The sequence below is a fragment of the Pseudomonas gingeri genome, from assembly GCF_013385635.1.
GTDB lineage: Bacteria > Pseudomonadota > Gammaproteobacteria > Pseudomonadales > Pseudomonadaceae > Aquipseudomonas > Aquipseudomonas gingeri_A.
On sequence record NZ_JACAPR010000011.1, the window covers coordinates 395,044 to 409,382 of the forward strand.

Sequence of the window (14,339 nt, forward strand, 5' to 3'; positions counted from 1 at the left end):
ATGTCAGAAAATGGTGATTTTGTTATCTCTTGGCGAGCTGGGATTGTTCCCTCGCAATCTCTTGCGGGAATTCCTCTTGGTATATCTGTGGAAGATTTTGAAAAAAATCTTTCTCGGTATGTTATTGACGAATCGAGAGGGTTGTACAAATTTCAGGGTTCTCCTATTTTAACACTGGGGAAAGAGTTGGATTCTAATGGCGACGGGGGCTATGGGTTCTCGGTTTTTGATCGGGAGTTAACTGGTTGGCGGCTATATTTTAGTACATCTGATCATGCGGGAGCAGATCCTCGGGCTCTTTACGTAATCGTTCGTTCCTGGAAGGTTTTTGCGGTTAAGGTGTGGATGTTTGAGAATTTGAGGCTCGAAGAGCTGCCGGTAAATTCATATGCAGGAAAACTTCAAGAAGGTATCGGCCTCGGAGATTTGGTAAGTGAATTCTTGAAGTATACAGAGCTAGACTTCGATGATGCAGAGGAGTGGTTCTGTACGGATGAAAACTATGGTGGTTTAGAGGTTACTGGCTATGGCGGGGATTTGAGCGAAAGCCCAGATCAGACAATTAGAGCCCTGACGGTTATATCGAGATCTTGATTTGCTGGAGGGGTGAGTATTTTCAGATATCCATTACTGCATTTTCAGAGACATAACGATATAGGGTACTGTCCAGAGTGTGGGCTGGTTTCCGATCTTGCCAGAGTTCCCGTGTTCTCTGAGGGCGTGCGTGATCGCCTCCGCGATTTCTTGACGCCCAACCATCCTGATTCTATTGGGGCGCAAGACCTTAAGTGAACTGAGAGTCCCAGCAGTTTCCACGATGGCTCATGCGCTCATGGTCTGGTGCGCACGGTGGTGCCCACGGCGTCGGGTGGCTTCGATATCGAAACCCAGCAGCCCGTTGTTCAACTCCAACAGCTGGATGGCGGGCATGGTCTGGGGCGGTAATACCAAGTTCATTGAAAAGCAGGAGTTCATGAATAACAGCCCGGTCATCAACTACCTCAAGGACACGCCGTTTTTCAACTGGGGCGGTAGTCCTCAGCCCACGGGGGGGGAAATGAAGCCCAACGGCGAACTGCGCCTGTGCGCCGTGCTGGTGTGCGGCGGCCTGATCCAGGGTCTGGTGATCTACCTCTTCTTCGGCGGTTTTTCCGGCTCCTTGCTGAAAGTGGCGGTGGTGGGCGGGCTGGTATTGGGCATGGCGTACAGCCTGGCCATCTACTGGGTGGAGAACTGGCCGTCGAGGAACGGCTCGCCTGCGCGGCGCGGGTGGCGGTCGATCATTGCCGTGCCGTTCGCGGGAGGCTTGACCCTGGGCACGGTGGCTGTCGTGCTGTTCTTTGGCCAGGGAGAGGTCCTGCCGGGCTTTGTCCTGTTTTTCCTGATCGGAGCACTGCTCAGCATGCTGGTGTGCTGGCCGCTGCTCTGGCTGGTGGAGCGGTTTCTCACCACGGGCTGGCGTTACGTCATCGGCGGTGGTGCCGCCGGTCTGCTGATCTGGATCATAACCGCCATGCCGTCGGTTCTGGAGGTCTGTACGCCAGCGGCCAGGCCACCGCTGTTCTGGGCGGGGATGGCGATTTTCATCTCTATTGGCCTGGTCGCGGGAGGGCTGTACACAGTCGCCCACTGGCTCGGCAAGCGTCGGCGTGATTCTTGACGCCCAAATCCCGCCACCTTATGATGCTGCCATTAAATTGATATCAAATGTGTCGAGGGATTGTACATGTGGGTTGTCACCCTCGGGATGAGGTTCCTCGCGGCGCTGCCGTCTTGCAATACCCCCTCTTCGAAACACCTCTGTCAGATACCCGGAGCATTCGCAAACGCAGGGCAATAACGCATTGACCCCCGCTGAATCCAGGCTCTGTCGTTGACTGCGCCAGCGCAGACAAGCCTCGCCATGCGCCTGGCAAGCCAGTCGACTCACCCATTTCGCAATTTTCCAAAATCCGATTTTCCAGGAGTGTACTGCGTGAAAAAGATGTCGCAGGTGATGGTTTCAGGGATGGCGGCACTCACGCTGGCGTCCGTTATCGGTTGTACCACCCAGGAGACTTCCCGGGCGCTGCCGGTGCAGCAAGTCGAAAGCGTCAACCGGCCTTATGCCGGTGTCCGCACGCCGATCGCCGTCGGCAAGTTCGATAACCGTTCCAGCTATATGCGCGGGATCTTTTCCGATGGCGTCGACCGTCTCGGCGGCCAGGCCAAGACCATCCTGATTACCCACCTGCAGCAGACCAACCGCTTCAGCGTGCTGGACCGCGACAATATGGCGGAGATCCAGCAGGAAGCGGCCATCAAGTCGCAGGTGCAGAAGCTCAAGGGCGCCGATTATGTCGTCACCGGTGATGTCACCGAGTTCGGTCGCAAGGAGACCGGCGACCAGCAGCTGTTCGGCATCCTGGGGCGCGCCAAGACCCAGGTGGCCTACGCCAAGGTCGCCCTGAACATCGTCAATATCACCACCTCCGAAGTGGTCTATTCCACCCAGGGCGCGGGTGAGTACGCCTTGTCGAACCGCGAGATCGTCGGCTTCGGCGGTACCGCCAGCTACGACTCGACCCTCAATGGCAAGGTCCTCGACCTGGCGATGCGCGAGGCGGTGAACAAAATGGTCGATGCCATCGACAGCGGCGCCTGGAAACCGGGCCAGCACTAATTCATTCGATAACAGGGAGTGCCAGGGGTTATGGGCAAGGTGTTCAGTTCGGCGCGGTTTGTCGCGGTAATGATGGGTGGCGCGGTGTTGGTGGGATGTGCCCAGCAACCCAAGACGCTGTATCAGTGGGAAGGCTACGAGCCTCAGGTCTACGAGTATTTCAAAGGCGAATCCAAGGAAGCGCAGGTCGCGGCACTGGAGGCTGATCTGCAGAAGATCAAGTCCACCAACCGCGCCGCGCCGCCGGGTTATCACGCGCAGTTGGGCCTGCTGTATGGCAGCCTGGGCAAGGACGACCAGATGGTGCAGCAGTTCCAGACCGAGAAGGCACTGTTTCCCGAGTCGGGAACCTACATGGACTTTCTGCTGAGCAATGCACAAAAAGGAAGCAAGCCATGAACCTGCGCTTTCTGAGTGTCATGGGTGGGCTGATCATGGTGAGCCTGCTGGCCGGGTGCGCGCACCCGATCAAGAGTCTCGATTATTCCGCCTACAAGCAGGCGCGTCCGCGGACCATCCTGGTCCTACCGCCCGTGAATGAGTCGCCGGATATCAAAGGCTCGTACAGCCTGTTGTCACAGGTGACGTTTCCGTTGGCCGAGGCAGGTTATTATGTGATGCCGGTGGCGCTGGTGGATGAAACCTTCAAGCAGAACGGCTTGAGCTCGCCTGCTGAAATCCAGAACACCTCGCCGGTCAAGCTACGCGAGATCTTCGGCGCCGATGCCGCGATGTACATCACGGTGACGCAGTACGGCACCAAGTACATGGTGCTCAGCAGCAACACCATTGTGACCGCCAATGCCAAGCTGGTGGACCTCAAGTCCGGCACCACGTTGTGGACCGGCAGCGCGACGGCATCGAGCGAAGAGGGCAACAACAGTAACCAGGGCGGCCTGGTCGGCATGCTGATCACGGCGGCGGTCAAGCAGATCATCAACAGCTCCACCGACGCCGGTCACCCGATTGCCGGCCTCGCCAGTCGACGCCTGATGTCCGTGAATCACACTACCGGGCTGCTCTACGGGCCACGTTCGCCGAAATACGGTACGGACTGATAGCCTGCAAGGTTACGGTGCCGGTCGTTTCCAGGCTGGGCCGTACAAATTCCTCGGCGCTTGCGCAACGCAAGCGCCGATCAAACACGATCCATGTTCCTCGCCATCACCGTCCCGCCATTGATGCGCTCCGCCTGCCGCCTATGATTGCCATGACGCCTGTCGGCCTTTGACCGTGATCCGACAGCCTCGCGTACTTTCATTTCTGCGAGCGCCACCATGACTCCAACAAGAACCCTCTACGACAAGCACATCGATTCCCATACGGTGTGTCGCCTCGACGACCAGGGCCATGTCCTGCTGTACATCGACCGTCAGGTCATCAACGAATACACCAGCCCGCAAGCCTTCAGCGGCCTGCGTGAAGCCAGGCGCGGTGTCTGGCGCGCGGAAACCGCGCTGGCGGTGGTCGATCATGTGAACCCCACCGCGCCCAAGCGCGTTGCCGCCATGCCCGATGCCGGCGGCGCCCGCCAGGTGTCGTACCTGGCCGAGAACTGTGCCGACTTCGGCATCGAGCTGTTCGACGTGCTCGACAAGCGCCAGGGCATCGAACATGTGATCGCCCCGGAGCAGGGCTTCATCCTGCCGGGCATGGTGGTCGCCGCCGGCGACAGCCATACCACGACCTACGGTGCCCTCGGCGCCTTCGGTTTCGGCATCGGCACCTCGGAGATCGAGCATCTGCTGGCGTCCCAGACGCTGGTGTACAAGCGCCTGAAAACCCTGCGGGTCACCGTCGACGGTGAGTTGGCGCCGGGGCTGACGTCCAAGGACGTGATCATGGTGCTGATCGGCAAGATCGGCGCCTCCGGGGCCACAGGCTATGCCATCGAGTTCTGCGGTTCGACCATCGATGCCCTGAGTGTCGAGGCCCGCATGACCATCTGCAACATGGCGGTGGAGGCGGGCGCGCGCGGGGCCTTCATGGCGCCGGACGAAAAGGTTTTCGCCTACCTCAAGGACAAGCCGCGGGCACCCAAGGGCGAACTGTGGGAGCAGGCGGTGGCTCGCTGGCGTGAACTGAAGAGTGATGTCGGTGCTCGGTTCGATCGTGAAGTGCACCTCGATGCCGGGGTCCTGGAACCCATGGTCACCTGGGGCACCAGCCCGGACCAGGCTTCGCCCATCGGCGCGAACGTGCCGGACCCGGAAGCCATCAGCGACCTGATCCTGCGCCAGGACATGCGTCGGGCCTTGAACTACATGGGCCTGGAAGCCGGTATGCCGCTGCGCGAGATCGTTATCAGCCACGCCTTTATCGGCTCGTGCACCAACGCCCGTATCGAGGACTTGCGCGACGCGGCCCGGGTGGTGCGCGGCCAGCAGGTGGCCAAGCATGTACGGGCGATGATCGTGCCGGGGTCCACCCAGGTGCGTGACCAGGCCGAAGCCGAAGGGCTGGCGGCGGTGTTTATCGAGGCCGGTTTCGAGTGGCGGCAGTCGGGCTGCTCGATGTGCCTGGCGATGAACGACGATGTCCTGGAGCCCGGCGATCGCTGTGCCTCCAGCACCAACCGCAATTTCGAAGGCCGCCAGGGCGCGGGTGCCCGTACGCACCTGATGAGCCCGGCGATGGTAGCGGCGGCGGCGATTGCCGGACGCCTGACCGATATCCGTACCCTGGAGCAACGCCCATGACCCTGCAGCCGTTTTCCCAGGTCACCGGCAAGGCGGCGCCGATGCTGGCGGCCAATATCGACACCGATGTGATCATGCCCAAGCAGTTTCTCAAGGGGATTGACCGCAACGGTCTGGACCGCGGGTTGTTCTTCGACCTGCGTTTCCTGCCCTCGGGCGAGCCCAATCCCGAGTTCGTGCTCAACCAGCCGGCCTGGAAGGGCGCGAGCTTCATGGTGGTGGGGCCGAACTTCGGCTGCGGTTCCAGCCGTGAACATGCGGTGTGGGGCTTGAAGCAGATGGGGATCCGCGCCTTGATCGGCAGCAGTTTCGCCGGGATCTTCTACGATAACTGCCAGCGCAATGGTGTGCTGCTGATCACCCTCGACGAGGTCACGGCACAGCGCCTGGGGCAGGTGGTGAGCCAGCCGCGAAGCGCCGAGATAGCCATTGACCTGGAGAGCCAGCAGATTCGCTTGCAGGACGGCGGCGTGATCGAATTCCAGATCGATACCTTGCGCAAGACCGCGTTGATGCTGGGGCTGGATGCGATCGGCAGTACTTTGCAGCGGCGCGACGAGATCAAGGCGTTCGAACGGGCGCACCTGCAGGCCAATCCCTGGTTGAGCTGAATATTGTTTGTGGCGGTAGATGAAGCGTCTGTCTGCCTGGGGCTTGTGGCGTTTGTTCCGACGTCTTCGCGGGCAAGCCCGCTCCTACAGTACCGCGTCGATCGCAGATTCTGCGCATGACACAATCTTGTAGGAGCCGGGCTTGCCCGCGAACAGGCTACCTATTCGCAGTCAGGTGTTGTTGCAGCCCTTGGCGATGGAGTCCTCGTTGGAGGTATAGGGGCGGGACGGTTCCAGGTTCCACTGCGGTTTGTTGCGGGCAATGTTGAAGTGGCAGACCAGTTGGCGGCGCATGCTGCCGACCGTGCTGTCACGGTTGTCCGGATTGTTCTTCCAGTTCGCGTCCAGGTAGTGCTCCGACGCCAGTTCATTGAAGAAATTGTTGGTCTGGTTATCCTGGATCTTCCGTCCGCAATCGGTCGGGGTGATTTCCAGGGTCATGACTTTCTTGCCGAAGCCCGGGTCGTCCCGTTCCACCCACACTGCGCTCTGTACATAACGGTCGCAGCTGTTGCGTTCGGTGGTGGGGTAGATCACCTGTTTCTTGTTGTCGTAGACGAAGCTTGCGTCCTGCTGCGGCGTCTGCGGCAATCTCATGTTGATCATCGGCAGGTAGCGCTGGGTCGCCTGGTACCACTGGATCTGGTTCAGGCGCGCGCCTTCCAGGCCACTGTCCTCGACATAGAACAACGCCAGGATCGAGGGTGAGATGGGTGGTTTCTCTTCCCATTTGGCCAGGCGCAGTTCGTTCTGGGTGCCGAAGGATTCGGCGGCGATCTGTCCCATGGCGCGGATGCTCTGGTAGAACGCCGGACCGGCCGCGGTGTTGCGCTCGTCGCGTACGTCGAAGGAACACTGGCGCGAATGATCGCCGCCGTTCTGCCGGTAGTTGGCGCCCCATTGTTCGGCGGTGGTCACACCGATCTCGTTGCAGAATTTCTCCACGCTGCCGGGTGTCCGGCGCGAATCGGTGCAGCCGGCCTGCTGGCGGTCGTCGGTGGCGGCGTCGATGGGGAACGAGCAGAGCACGGCATAATCCTGATGGTCCTTGGGATTGCCGAAGATGGTGTCGAAGATAAAGCCGCTGGTGAGTCCGTAGGCCAGTTTGCGGAATTTTGAGTCCTTGCGCAGGTACGATGCCGAGACGCCGCCGCTGGCCTGGCTCTTCGGGCTGATGCTGTAGAACTGGTAGTCGGTGGACGGCCAGGTGGCCCGGAACAGGACCCCGGAACAGAGGAACGCCGGCTTGGACGGGCCGCCGCAATCCTGTCGGGTATCGTTGTAGAGCTGGTTGAGGCGGGCGACGGTGTCACTGCCCTGGTCGGCGTGCGCGCCGGAATAAAAAGACAGGCCAAGGACAGCCGCCATGCAGGCGATGGGCGCTCTGGTGCTTTTCATCATGCTACTTCCGTGTGGTGTGAAAGCGTTGGCCGGTGTCGGCCTGCCTCTCTGGCAATGGCTTGAGAATAGAAGGGCTTGCGGAAAATGAAGGAGTTTTTGAGCGTCCCGTGACGAGGTTCACGGGATGATCGTACCCACGCTCCGCGTGGGTACGATCCCGATTCGTGCGGCAGCTCTCAGATCGACAATTGGCGGAAGTGTTCCTGCAGGAACTCGACGCAGACCCGCAGCTTTCCGGAGTAGGCCAGACGTGTCGGATACACCGCCCAGACATTCGCGCTCTGGGTGTAGTCGTGCAGCACCTGCACCAGCCGACCCTGTTCCAGCAGCGGTTTGACGTCCCACAGCGAGCGCAAGAGGATGCCGCGGCCGTCCAGGGCCCACTGCAGGACAATCTCGCCGCTGTTGGACGACAGCGGGCCGCTGACCCGCACGCTGTCCTGGCTGTCGTTGCTCTCCCGGTCATTGCGCTCCAGGTTCCAGATACCAAAGGCGTTGTCGCGCTCCTTGAGCACCAGGCAATCGTGCTGTTCGAGGTCGCCCAGTTGCTGTGGCGTGCCGCGTCGTTGCAGGTAGGCCGGCGCGGCACACAGCACCCGGCGATTGCTCACCAGACGCCGACCGATATGCTGGCCGGGGATGTCGTCGCCGACGCGGATCTCCAGGTCGAACCCTTCGCTGACGATGTCCACCACGCGGTCGAACAGGTCCAGGCGGATCTCCAGGTCCGGGTAGCGCTCGGCCAGCAACGACAGCGCCGGTGCCACGTGATTGCGCCCGAAACCGAAGCTGCTGCACAGGTGCAGGCGGCCGCTGGGGCTGTCATGGGCTTCGGACAGTTCGTCGTTGAGTTGCTGGAAGTCTTCCAGGATACGCACGGCCCAGCGTTGCACCCGCTCGCCGTCCTCGGTCAGGGCGATGCGTCGGCTGGTGCGGTGCAGCAGGCGGGTGGCCAGGGTGGTTTCGAGGATCTGGATGCGCTTGCTGACGTAGGCGGGCGACAACCCCAGCTCATCGGCGGCCGCGGCAAAGCCGGCCTTGCGAATGACGGTCAGGAATACACGGAGGTCTTCGGGCAGGGGCACGGTGTCTTTCTTTTGGCTCATGGGCGAAGCAACGAACACTGGCGGCAGAAGCCGCCAGAATAGCATTGGCTGAGAAAGTCGGAGAATGATCGCGCCATTGCGATCTGCAGGGCGGCACACATTCCGTAGGAGCCGGCTTGCTGGCGATAGCGTCTGGATAGGCACCGCCGGGCTCAAGGGCCTCATCGCCGGCAAGCCGGCTCCTACAGGGTCAAGGAGCGACCTTGGCAGCGTCGGCTTCTGCCTGGGCAGCCACGGCCTTGCGTCCGCGCTTGAGGGCAATCGGGGTCATCTTGCTGCGGTCGAGTTCGCCTTCCCAGGCCGCTACCACCAGGGTTGCCACGGCGTTGCCGATGATATTGGTCAGGGAGCGACACTCGGCCATGAAACGGTCGACGCCGAGGATCAGCACCATCGCCGCCACCGGTACGGTCGGCACCACCGCCAGGCTGGCGGCCAGGGCGACAAAGCCTGCGCCAACCACCGCGCCCGCACCCTTGGAGGTCAGCATGGTCACTGCCAGCAGGGTCAGTTGCTGCTCCAGCGTCAGGTCGATATTGGTCGCCTGGGCCAGGAACAGCACCGCCAGGGTCATGTAGATATTGGTCCCGTCGAGGTTGAAGGTGTAGCCGGTGGGCACCACGATACCTACCACTCCCTTGGAGCAGCCCAGGCTTTCCAGTTTCTGGATCAGTTGCGGCAGGGCCGACTCCGACGAGCTGGTGCCGAGCACGATCAGCAGTTCGGACTTGATGTAGCCCAACAGGCGGAAGATGCTGAAACCGGCATAACGGGCGATGCTGCCCAGGACGCAGGTGATGAAGATAAACGCGGTCAGGTAGAAGGTGCCGACCAGTTTCATCAGCGGCAGCAGCGAGCCGAGCCCGTATTTGCCGATGGTGAAGGCGATCGCGCCGAAGGCACCGATCGGGGCCACGCGGGCGATCATGCCGACGATACGGAAGAACACCTCGCTGGCCTGGTGGATCACGGCCACCAGTGGGCGACCCTTCTCACCGACCATCACCAGTGCCAGGCCGAACAGGATCGAGACGAACAGCACCGGCAGGATCTCGCCCTGGGTAAAGGCGTCGAAGAAGGTGGTGGGGATCACATGCAACAGGAAGCCGATCACCCCTTCGCCGTGCTGGGCCTGGCCGACAAAATTGGCGATGGCCGAGGTGTCGAGGGTTTTCACGTCGACGTTGAAGCCCGAACCCGGGTGCAGCGCGTGGGCGGCCAGCAAGCCGATCGCCAGGGCCAGGGTGGAGACGATTTCGAAGTACAGCAGGGCCTTGCCGCCGACTCGCCCGACCTGTTTCACGTCGTGCATGTTGGTGATGCCGGAGACCACGGTACAGAAGATGATCGGGCCGATGATCATCTTGATCAGCTTGATGAAACCATCGCCCAGGGGCTTGAGATCGATACCGGTCTGCGGCCAGTGGTTGCCGATCAGCACCCCCAGGACAATGGCGATGATGACCTGCACATACAGGGTTCCCAGCAGTTTTCTGATTGTCATTTTTATTATCTCGAGAGAGTTTCAGGCAAGCCGATCCCGCCATGGGCCATTACGGCGGCCCATGGGGGCGGGGTGTTTCACGTCAGTGTTTCAGGTCGGTCGGACCCGGTGGTTCAGCGCAGGAACGGCAGGGCTTCGTCGAGCAGTAGCTGCGGGATTTCCTCGGCCAGGTAATGGCCGCCCGGCAGGGCCTTGCCGCGTACATCGGTGGCGACCTGCTGCCACTCGTGCAGCGGGTTGAAGCAACGACCTACCGTGCCTTCGGCGCCCCAGAGGGCCAGCAGCGGCATGTTCAGCTTGCGCCCGGCCTCCAGGTCGGCGCGGTCGTGGTCCAGGTCGATGCCGGCGCTGGCGCGATAGTCCTCGCAGATACCCCGGGCACTGCCGGGCAGGCTGATGCAGCGGATGTATTCGTTGAAGGCGGCGTCGGTGAATGGCTTGAGCCCGGCACTGCGGCTACCCATGACGCTGCGCAGGTACTGTTCCGGGTTGGCTTCGATCAGGCTTTCCGGCAACGGCGCCGGACGGATAAGGAAGAACCAGTGCCAGTACGCGCGGGCGAAGGCTTCGTCGGTCTGGGCGTACATCGACAGCGTCGGGGCGATATCCAGCAGCACCATGCGCTGCACCGCCTGCGGATGGTCGAGGGCCAGGCGATGGGCGACTCGGGCGCCACGGTCGTGGGCCAGGACCGAGAATTGTCTGAAACCCAGGGCCTGCATCAGTTCGACGTCGTCCCGACCCATCTCGCGCTTGGAGTAGCTGAGGTGCTGCTCGTCGGCCGGCGGCCGGCTGCTGTCGCCGTAGCCGCGCAGGTCGGCGGCGACCACGGTGAACTGCTTGGCCAACTCGTCGGCGACCTTGTGCCAGATGACATGCGTCTGCGGGTGGCCGTGCAGCAGCAGCAGGCCCGGCCCGCTGCCACCGATGCGGTAGGCAATGTCCACACCGTTGACGTGGCGCTGGTCTTTCTGGAATCCGGCGAACATGGAGTGACTCCTTATGATTGTTGCCGACATCCTAAAACTCACAGCGCCAAGGGCAAGGCGCAAAACGTGGTGCGCTTGTTCATGAAGTGTGTTGAGAGAAGCGGACGCGGAGCGCCTGGTGAGGCGTTCCCACGCTCAGAGCGTGGGAACGATCGTTGTCAGCCTTTCATTTGCCGGAACAGTTCCGCCGCCCGCGTTTCGATCTCGGCCTGGGTCAGGTCCTCCTTGTGGGTGGCCAGGAACCAGACATGGCCGAAGGGATCTTTCAGGGTACAGCTGCGATCCCCGTAGAACTGGTCCTGAACTTCGCGGATAACCCTGGCACCGGCCGCCGTGGCGGTTTCGAACTGCTTGTCGACATCCGCGACATACAGGTGAATCCCGACCGAGGTGTGCCCCTCCGGGCTGACAAAAGGCCCTTCGTCGCAGGGCGTGCCCAACATCAGCGGCGAGTCGCCGATCCGTAGTTCGGCATGGCCGATACTGCCGTCGGGCATTTCCAGGCGCATGATTTCGCTGGCGCCGAAGGCTGTCTTGTAGAACTCGATGGCTTCGGCCGCCTGTTTGACGCCCAGGTACGGGGTGATGCTATGGAAACCTTGCGGTATCGCTTTGACGCTCATCGTGGTTGTCCTTTCCAGTGGCAGTGACCGGGTGGTGTTGCCGTCTGTTTGACTATAGGCCACGGGCGGCGAGGCCTGGATCGAGCTGACGAGTGTGCTGCCGGCGGATGTCAGCAAGGGGTGTGGGTGCTAGAAATCGACATCCGCCTGTTTGTTGTAGAGCGCCAGCAGGACATCGTAGCGATGGGTCACGTTCCAGAAGTCGTCGCTCAGTACCTGTGGTTCGGCGCGGTTGCGCCAGTCCGTCGCCAGTTGTTCCAGGGCGGCCTGGTAGCGCTGCGCGGGCTGTTCCAGCAAGGCCCACAGATCGTGAACCGGACCTCGGCGATGGTTGGCGGGGAGGCTATCGCGATAGGTCTCGCCCGCTTGCCGGGCCTGGCGCAGGGCTTCGCTGGCGGCGCCGAGCAACGGCAGGTCCAGTTGCCGGCGGGTGGCGGCCTCGTCCAGGCGTTTGACGGTTTCGCGGGCCTGGATCATGTAGTTCAGCAGGTACCAGTGCTGGTCGCGCCCCAGCCGCTGCTCCAGCTGTTCCAACTGCCTGGGGCGCAAGGCGAGGTCGAGGGATTCGAGTTGAGGGCGCAGCGTATCCGAGGCCGCCAGAAACGCTTCGATCTTGCCGTTGTAATAGGTGTCGTGAAACTTCATCGCCAACAGGGCGCTGGCCGGGGAATAGCGTTGCAGAGCCTCGTGGCGCATGAGCACATCATTGAAGGCCGAGGTATAACGATTCACCACCGGCTCCAGCTGCCGTGTACCCGGGAGCATGCCGACCTTGAAGACGATGCCCGGTTTGCAGAAATCACGCCGTATGGCGTCGGCATCATAACGTTGCAGATAGGGGAAATCGTCAGGTGCGTTGCCGGCCTTGAGTGCAGTGGCCGAAGTTGCGCGGTCGAGCCGCCAGGGCACATCGGCCACATTGATGCACTTGATCAACGGCCGCAGCGCGTTGGCTTCGGCGATTTCCTCGCTGCTGTGACGGTCGAGCCAGAGGCCGAAGCGGCTCTGCTGCTGTTCGGTGCCGATGGCCACATAGATCAGGCAGATCAGCACTACGCCGAAGGTGAGAAACCAGCGCATATCCATCAGTGGGCCTCCTTGCCGTACCACTGTTCCCGGGTCGCCGGTGGGCGGCAGTCTTCGGCGCTGGCCGGCATTCGGCTGCACAGGCGTTCGGGCCAGGGTTGCAGGCCCTGGTTGCGACCGGCGACAGTCAGGCCATGAGCGGCATACAGGGCCAGGGTGGCCAGCGAGATGACCAGGATCAGGCCCCAGGCCAGCCACCAGGAGGTCGGGTAGGTCGAGGTATTCTTCAGGTTGGCTGTCGGGCGGTCGACCCAGGCCATCCCCAGCATCGCGCCGCCGTACGCCAGCAGGGGGATGATCCCGAGCCAGGCACCGATGACCCCGGCCACCAGCCAGCAGGGCAGCAGTTCACGCAGTATCAACGGTGGCGGGCGGCGCGGGCTGAGCCTGGCCGATAGCCGCTGGCTCAGGCGCTGGTCGAGCGTCCAGAGGGTGTCGGCCATGCCGGGCCAGAACCACAGCAGGATGCCGTTCAGCCCGCAAAGCAGCAGCGACCAGAGTGCGATGGCGCTGGCGGTTTCGTTCAGGCCGTTGCCCGGCAGCAGATGATGCTGTACCGCCGCGACGCTGCAAGCCAGCATCACGGCAGCGAAGCCGAGCCAACCGGTGTCATGGGATTCCCATTCACGCCAGAAAAAGGCATTGCCGTCGGGCAGCAGGCTTTGCAGTCGCGGGTGGCTTGCCTGTATCGACCGGGCCAGTTGATGGCAGGCCTGCCAGTCTTCTTTCTCGAAGCGGCGGGAGAAGCTGCGGCGCTGGGCCAGGGGCATATCGGCAAACATCAGGCGCGCGACCCGGTTGTCCGGGGTGTCCGGTGGCAGATCCAGGCGATGTAGCTGGTTGGCCAGGAAGGTTTCGCTGCGACTGCGTTCCAGCAGGTGTGTCCAGTAGGGCTCCGGGCAATTCGGCGTGAGGCTGGCGCTGTTCCAGTGATTGAGCTTGCAGACGGAGTTGAACAGCTTGGCCGACCAGAAGGGGCTGTCCAGCAGCAACTTCGCCAGCAGCTCATTGAGGCGCTCTCGGCGCTCCAGGCCCTTGAGCCAGCCGAGTTGCTCCAGGTTGTAGTATTCGCGCCAGAAGCCTTCGACGTCGCCGTGCCCGAGCAGGTTTGCCAGGGTCTCTTCCAGGGCCTGGAACAGCCGCTGATAGAGTTCGAGCAAGGCGGGTTGCGGCAAGTCGTTGCGTTGCCAGGGACTCAACCACTCGAAATGCTCCAGCCCCCAGTGGGCCAGGGCCCAGAAGTCCGGCCCGGGTTCGAGGCAGCGCAGCAGCAGATGTTCTTCGAACTCGCGCTGGCAGTAATAAACGGCCGCCCGGGCAAAACGCTCGCCAAGCAAGGCCGGGGTGATGCCTTCGAGCAATTTGGCGGCCGCCCGTTGTGCCGCGCTGGGGCCGGTGGGAGCAGGGGACAGGCCGGTTGCGGTGGTGTACAGGATCGGTTCGACAACAGGCGCTGGTTCGATGACGGGCGCCGGTGGCCATGTCAGCGTCCAGTCGAGCGCCTGCTCGTAGGCTTCGCGCAGCCGCTGGAAACCTTCCGGGTCGTCGTCCGGGCGGGTCTGTTTGAGCAGGGTGGCATATTGGCGCTTGATGCTGCGGGTATCGGCGTCCGACGACAGTCCGAGAATTTCCCAGCAACTCATCGGCCGACCACCGGG

The 14,339-nt window shown here is 62.0% G+C and carries 15 protein-coding genes; 7 read left to right on the plus strand and 8 right to left on the minus strand.

Translation table 11 applies throughout. From position 1 onward, the window contains the following. Positions 1-594 (plus strand): hypothetical protein, encoded by a 594-nt coding sequence (locus HX851_RS15725; RefSeq protein WP_218173458.1) that lies wholly within the window; start codon positions 1-3, stop codon positions 592-594. 228 nt (positions 595-822) lie between these two features. Here the strand turns inward: HX851_RS15725 and HX851_RS38710 are convergent, their stop codons facing one another. Beyond that, entirely contained in the window at positions 823-957 is a 135-nt protein-coding gene (locus HX851_RS38710; RefSeq protein WP_256262710.1) for a hypothetical protein, read from the minus strand. A gap of 16 nt (positions 958-973) precedes the next feature. Between HX851_RS38710 and HX851_RS15730 the strand changes: the two genes are divergently transcribed. The 6 genes from HX851_RS15730 (at position 974) to leuD (ending at position 5,972) form a co-directional block, all read left to right on the plus strand. Next, positions 974-1,660 carry a hypothetical protein gene (locus HX851_RS15730; RefSeq protein ID WP_177065801.1) on the plus strand — a complete coding sequence of 229 codons (687 nt, stop codon included), beginning with the start codon at positions 974-976 and terminating at the stop codon, positions 1,658-1,660. A 324-nt stretch (positions 1,661-1,984) separates the two neighbouring features. Then, complete coding sequence (locus HX851_RS15735) at positions 1,985-2,662, plus strand: CsgG/HfaB family protein (protein ID WP_177059790.1); 678 nt, start codon at positions 1,985-1,987, stop codon at positions 2,660-2,662. Between the two features lie 30 nt (positions 2,663-2,692). Next, positions 2,693-3,061 (plus strand): DUF4810 domain-containing protein, encoded by a 369-nt coding sequence (locus HX851_RS15740; RefSeq protein ID WP_177059765.1) that lies wholly within the window; start codon positions 2,693-2,695, stop codon positions 3,059-3,061. Beyond that, positions 3,058-3,720, plus strand: coding sequence for a DUF799 domain-containing protein (locus tag HX851_RS15745; protein WP_177065799.1), 663 nt, complete (start codon positions 3,058-3,060; stop codon positions 3,718-3,720). Before HX851_RS15740 ends, HX851_RS15745 begins: the two co-directional genes overlap by 4 nt. A gap of 219 nt (positions 3,721-3,939) precedes the next feature. Beyond that, positions 3,940-5,361 (plus strand): 3-isopropylmalate dehydratase large subunit, encoded by a 1,422-nt coding sequence (gene leuC, locus HX851_RS15750; RefSeq protein WP_177065797.1) that lies wholly within the window; start codon positions 3,940-3,942, stop codon positions 5,359-5,361. After that, positions 5,358-5,972 carry a 3-isopropylmalate dehydratase small subunit gene (leuD, locus tag HX851_RS15755; protein WP_177065795.1) on the plus strand — a complete coding sequence of 205 codons (615 nt, stop codon included), beginning with the start codon at positions 5,358-5,360 and terminating at the stop codon, positions 5,970-5,972. Before leuC ends, leuD begins: the two co-directional genes overlap by 4 nt. A gap of 171 nt (positions 5,973-6,143) precedes the next feature. Here the strand turns inward: leuD and HX851_RS15760 are convergent, their stop codons facing one another. The 7 genes from HX851_RS15760 to HX851_RS15790 all read right to left on the minus strand — a co-directional run bounded on the left by HX851_RS15760 (position 6,144) and on the right by HX851_RS15790 (position 14,324). After that, a complete protein-coding gene (locus HX851_RS15760) occupies positions 6,144-7,340 on the minus strand; it encodes a DUF2599 domain-containing protein (protein WP_256262727.1) in 1,197 nt (398 codons plus the stop codon). A 209-nt stretch (positions 7,341-7,549) separates the two neighbouring features. Next, positions 7,550-8,479, minus strand: a complete 930-nt coding sequence (locus HX851_RS15765; RefSeq protein ID WP_177065791.1) for a LysR substrate-binding domain-containing protein — start codon at positions 8,477-8,479, stop codon at positions 7,550-7,552. A gap of 190 nt (positions 8,480-8,669) precedes the next feature. Then, entirely contained in the window at positions 8,670-9,983 is a 1,314-nt protein-coding gene (gene dctA, locus HX851_RS15770) for a C4-dicarboxylate transporter DctA (protein WP_177059755.1), read from the minus strand. Positions 9,984-10,096: 113 nt separating this feature from the next. Beyond that, positions 10,097-10,972 (minus strand): alpha/beta fold hydrolase, encoded by an 876-nt coding sequence (locus HX851_RS15775; protein ID WP_177065789.1) that lies wholly within the window; start codon positions 10,970-10,972, stop codon positions 10,097-10,099. Positions 10,973-11,130: 158 nt separating this feature from the next. Next, complete coding sequence (locus tag HX851_RS15780; protein ID WP_177059752.1) at positions 11,131-11,595, minus strand: VOC family protein; 465 nt, start codon at positions 11,593-11,595, stop codon at positions 11,131-11,133. 129 nt (positions 11,596-11,724) lie between these two features. Next, positions 11,725-12,681 (minus strand): DUF3829 domain-containing protein, encoded by a 957-nt coding sequence (locus HX851_RS15785; RefSeq protein ID WP_177065787.1) that lies wholly within the window; start codon positions 12,679-12,681, stop codon positions 11,725-11,727. Further along, positions 12,681-14,324: a J domain-containing protein gene (locus HX851_RS15790; RefSeq protein WP_177065785.1), complete on the minus strand. Its 1,644-nt coding sequence runs from the start codon at positions 14,322-14,324 to the stop codon at positions 12,681-12,683. Before HX851_RS15790 ends, HX851_RS15785 begins: the two co-directional genes overlap by 1 nt. Positions 14,325-14,339 lie beyond the last annotated feature (15 nt).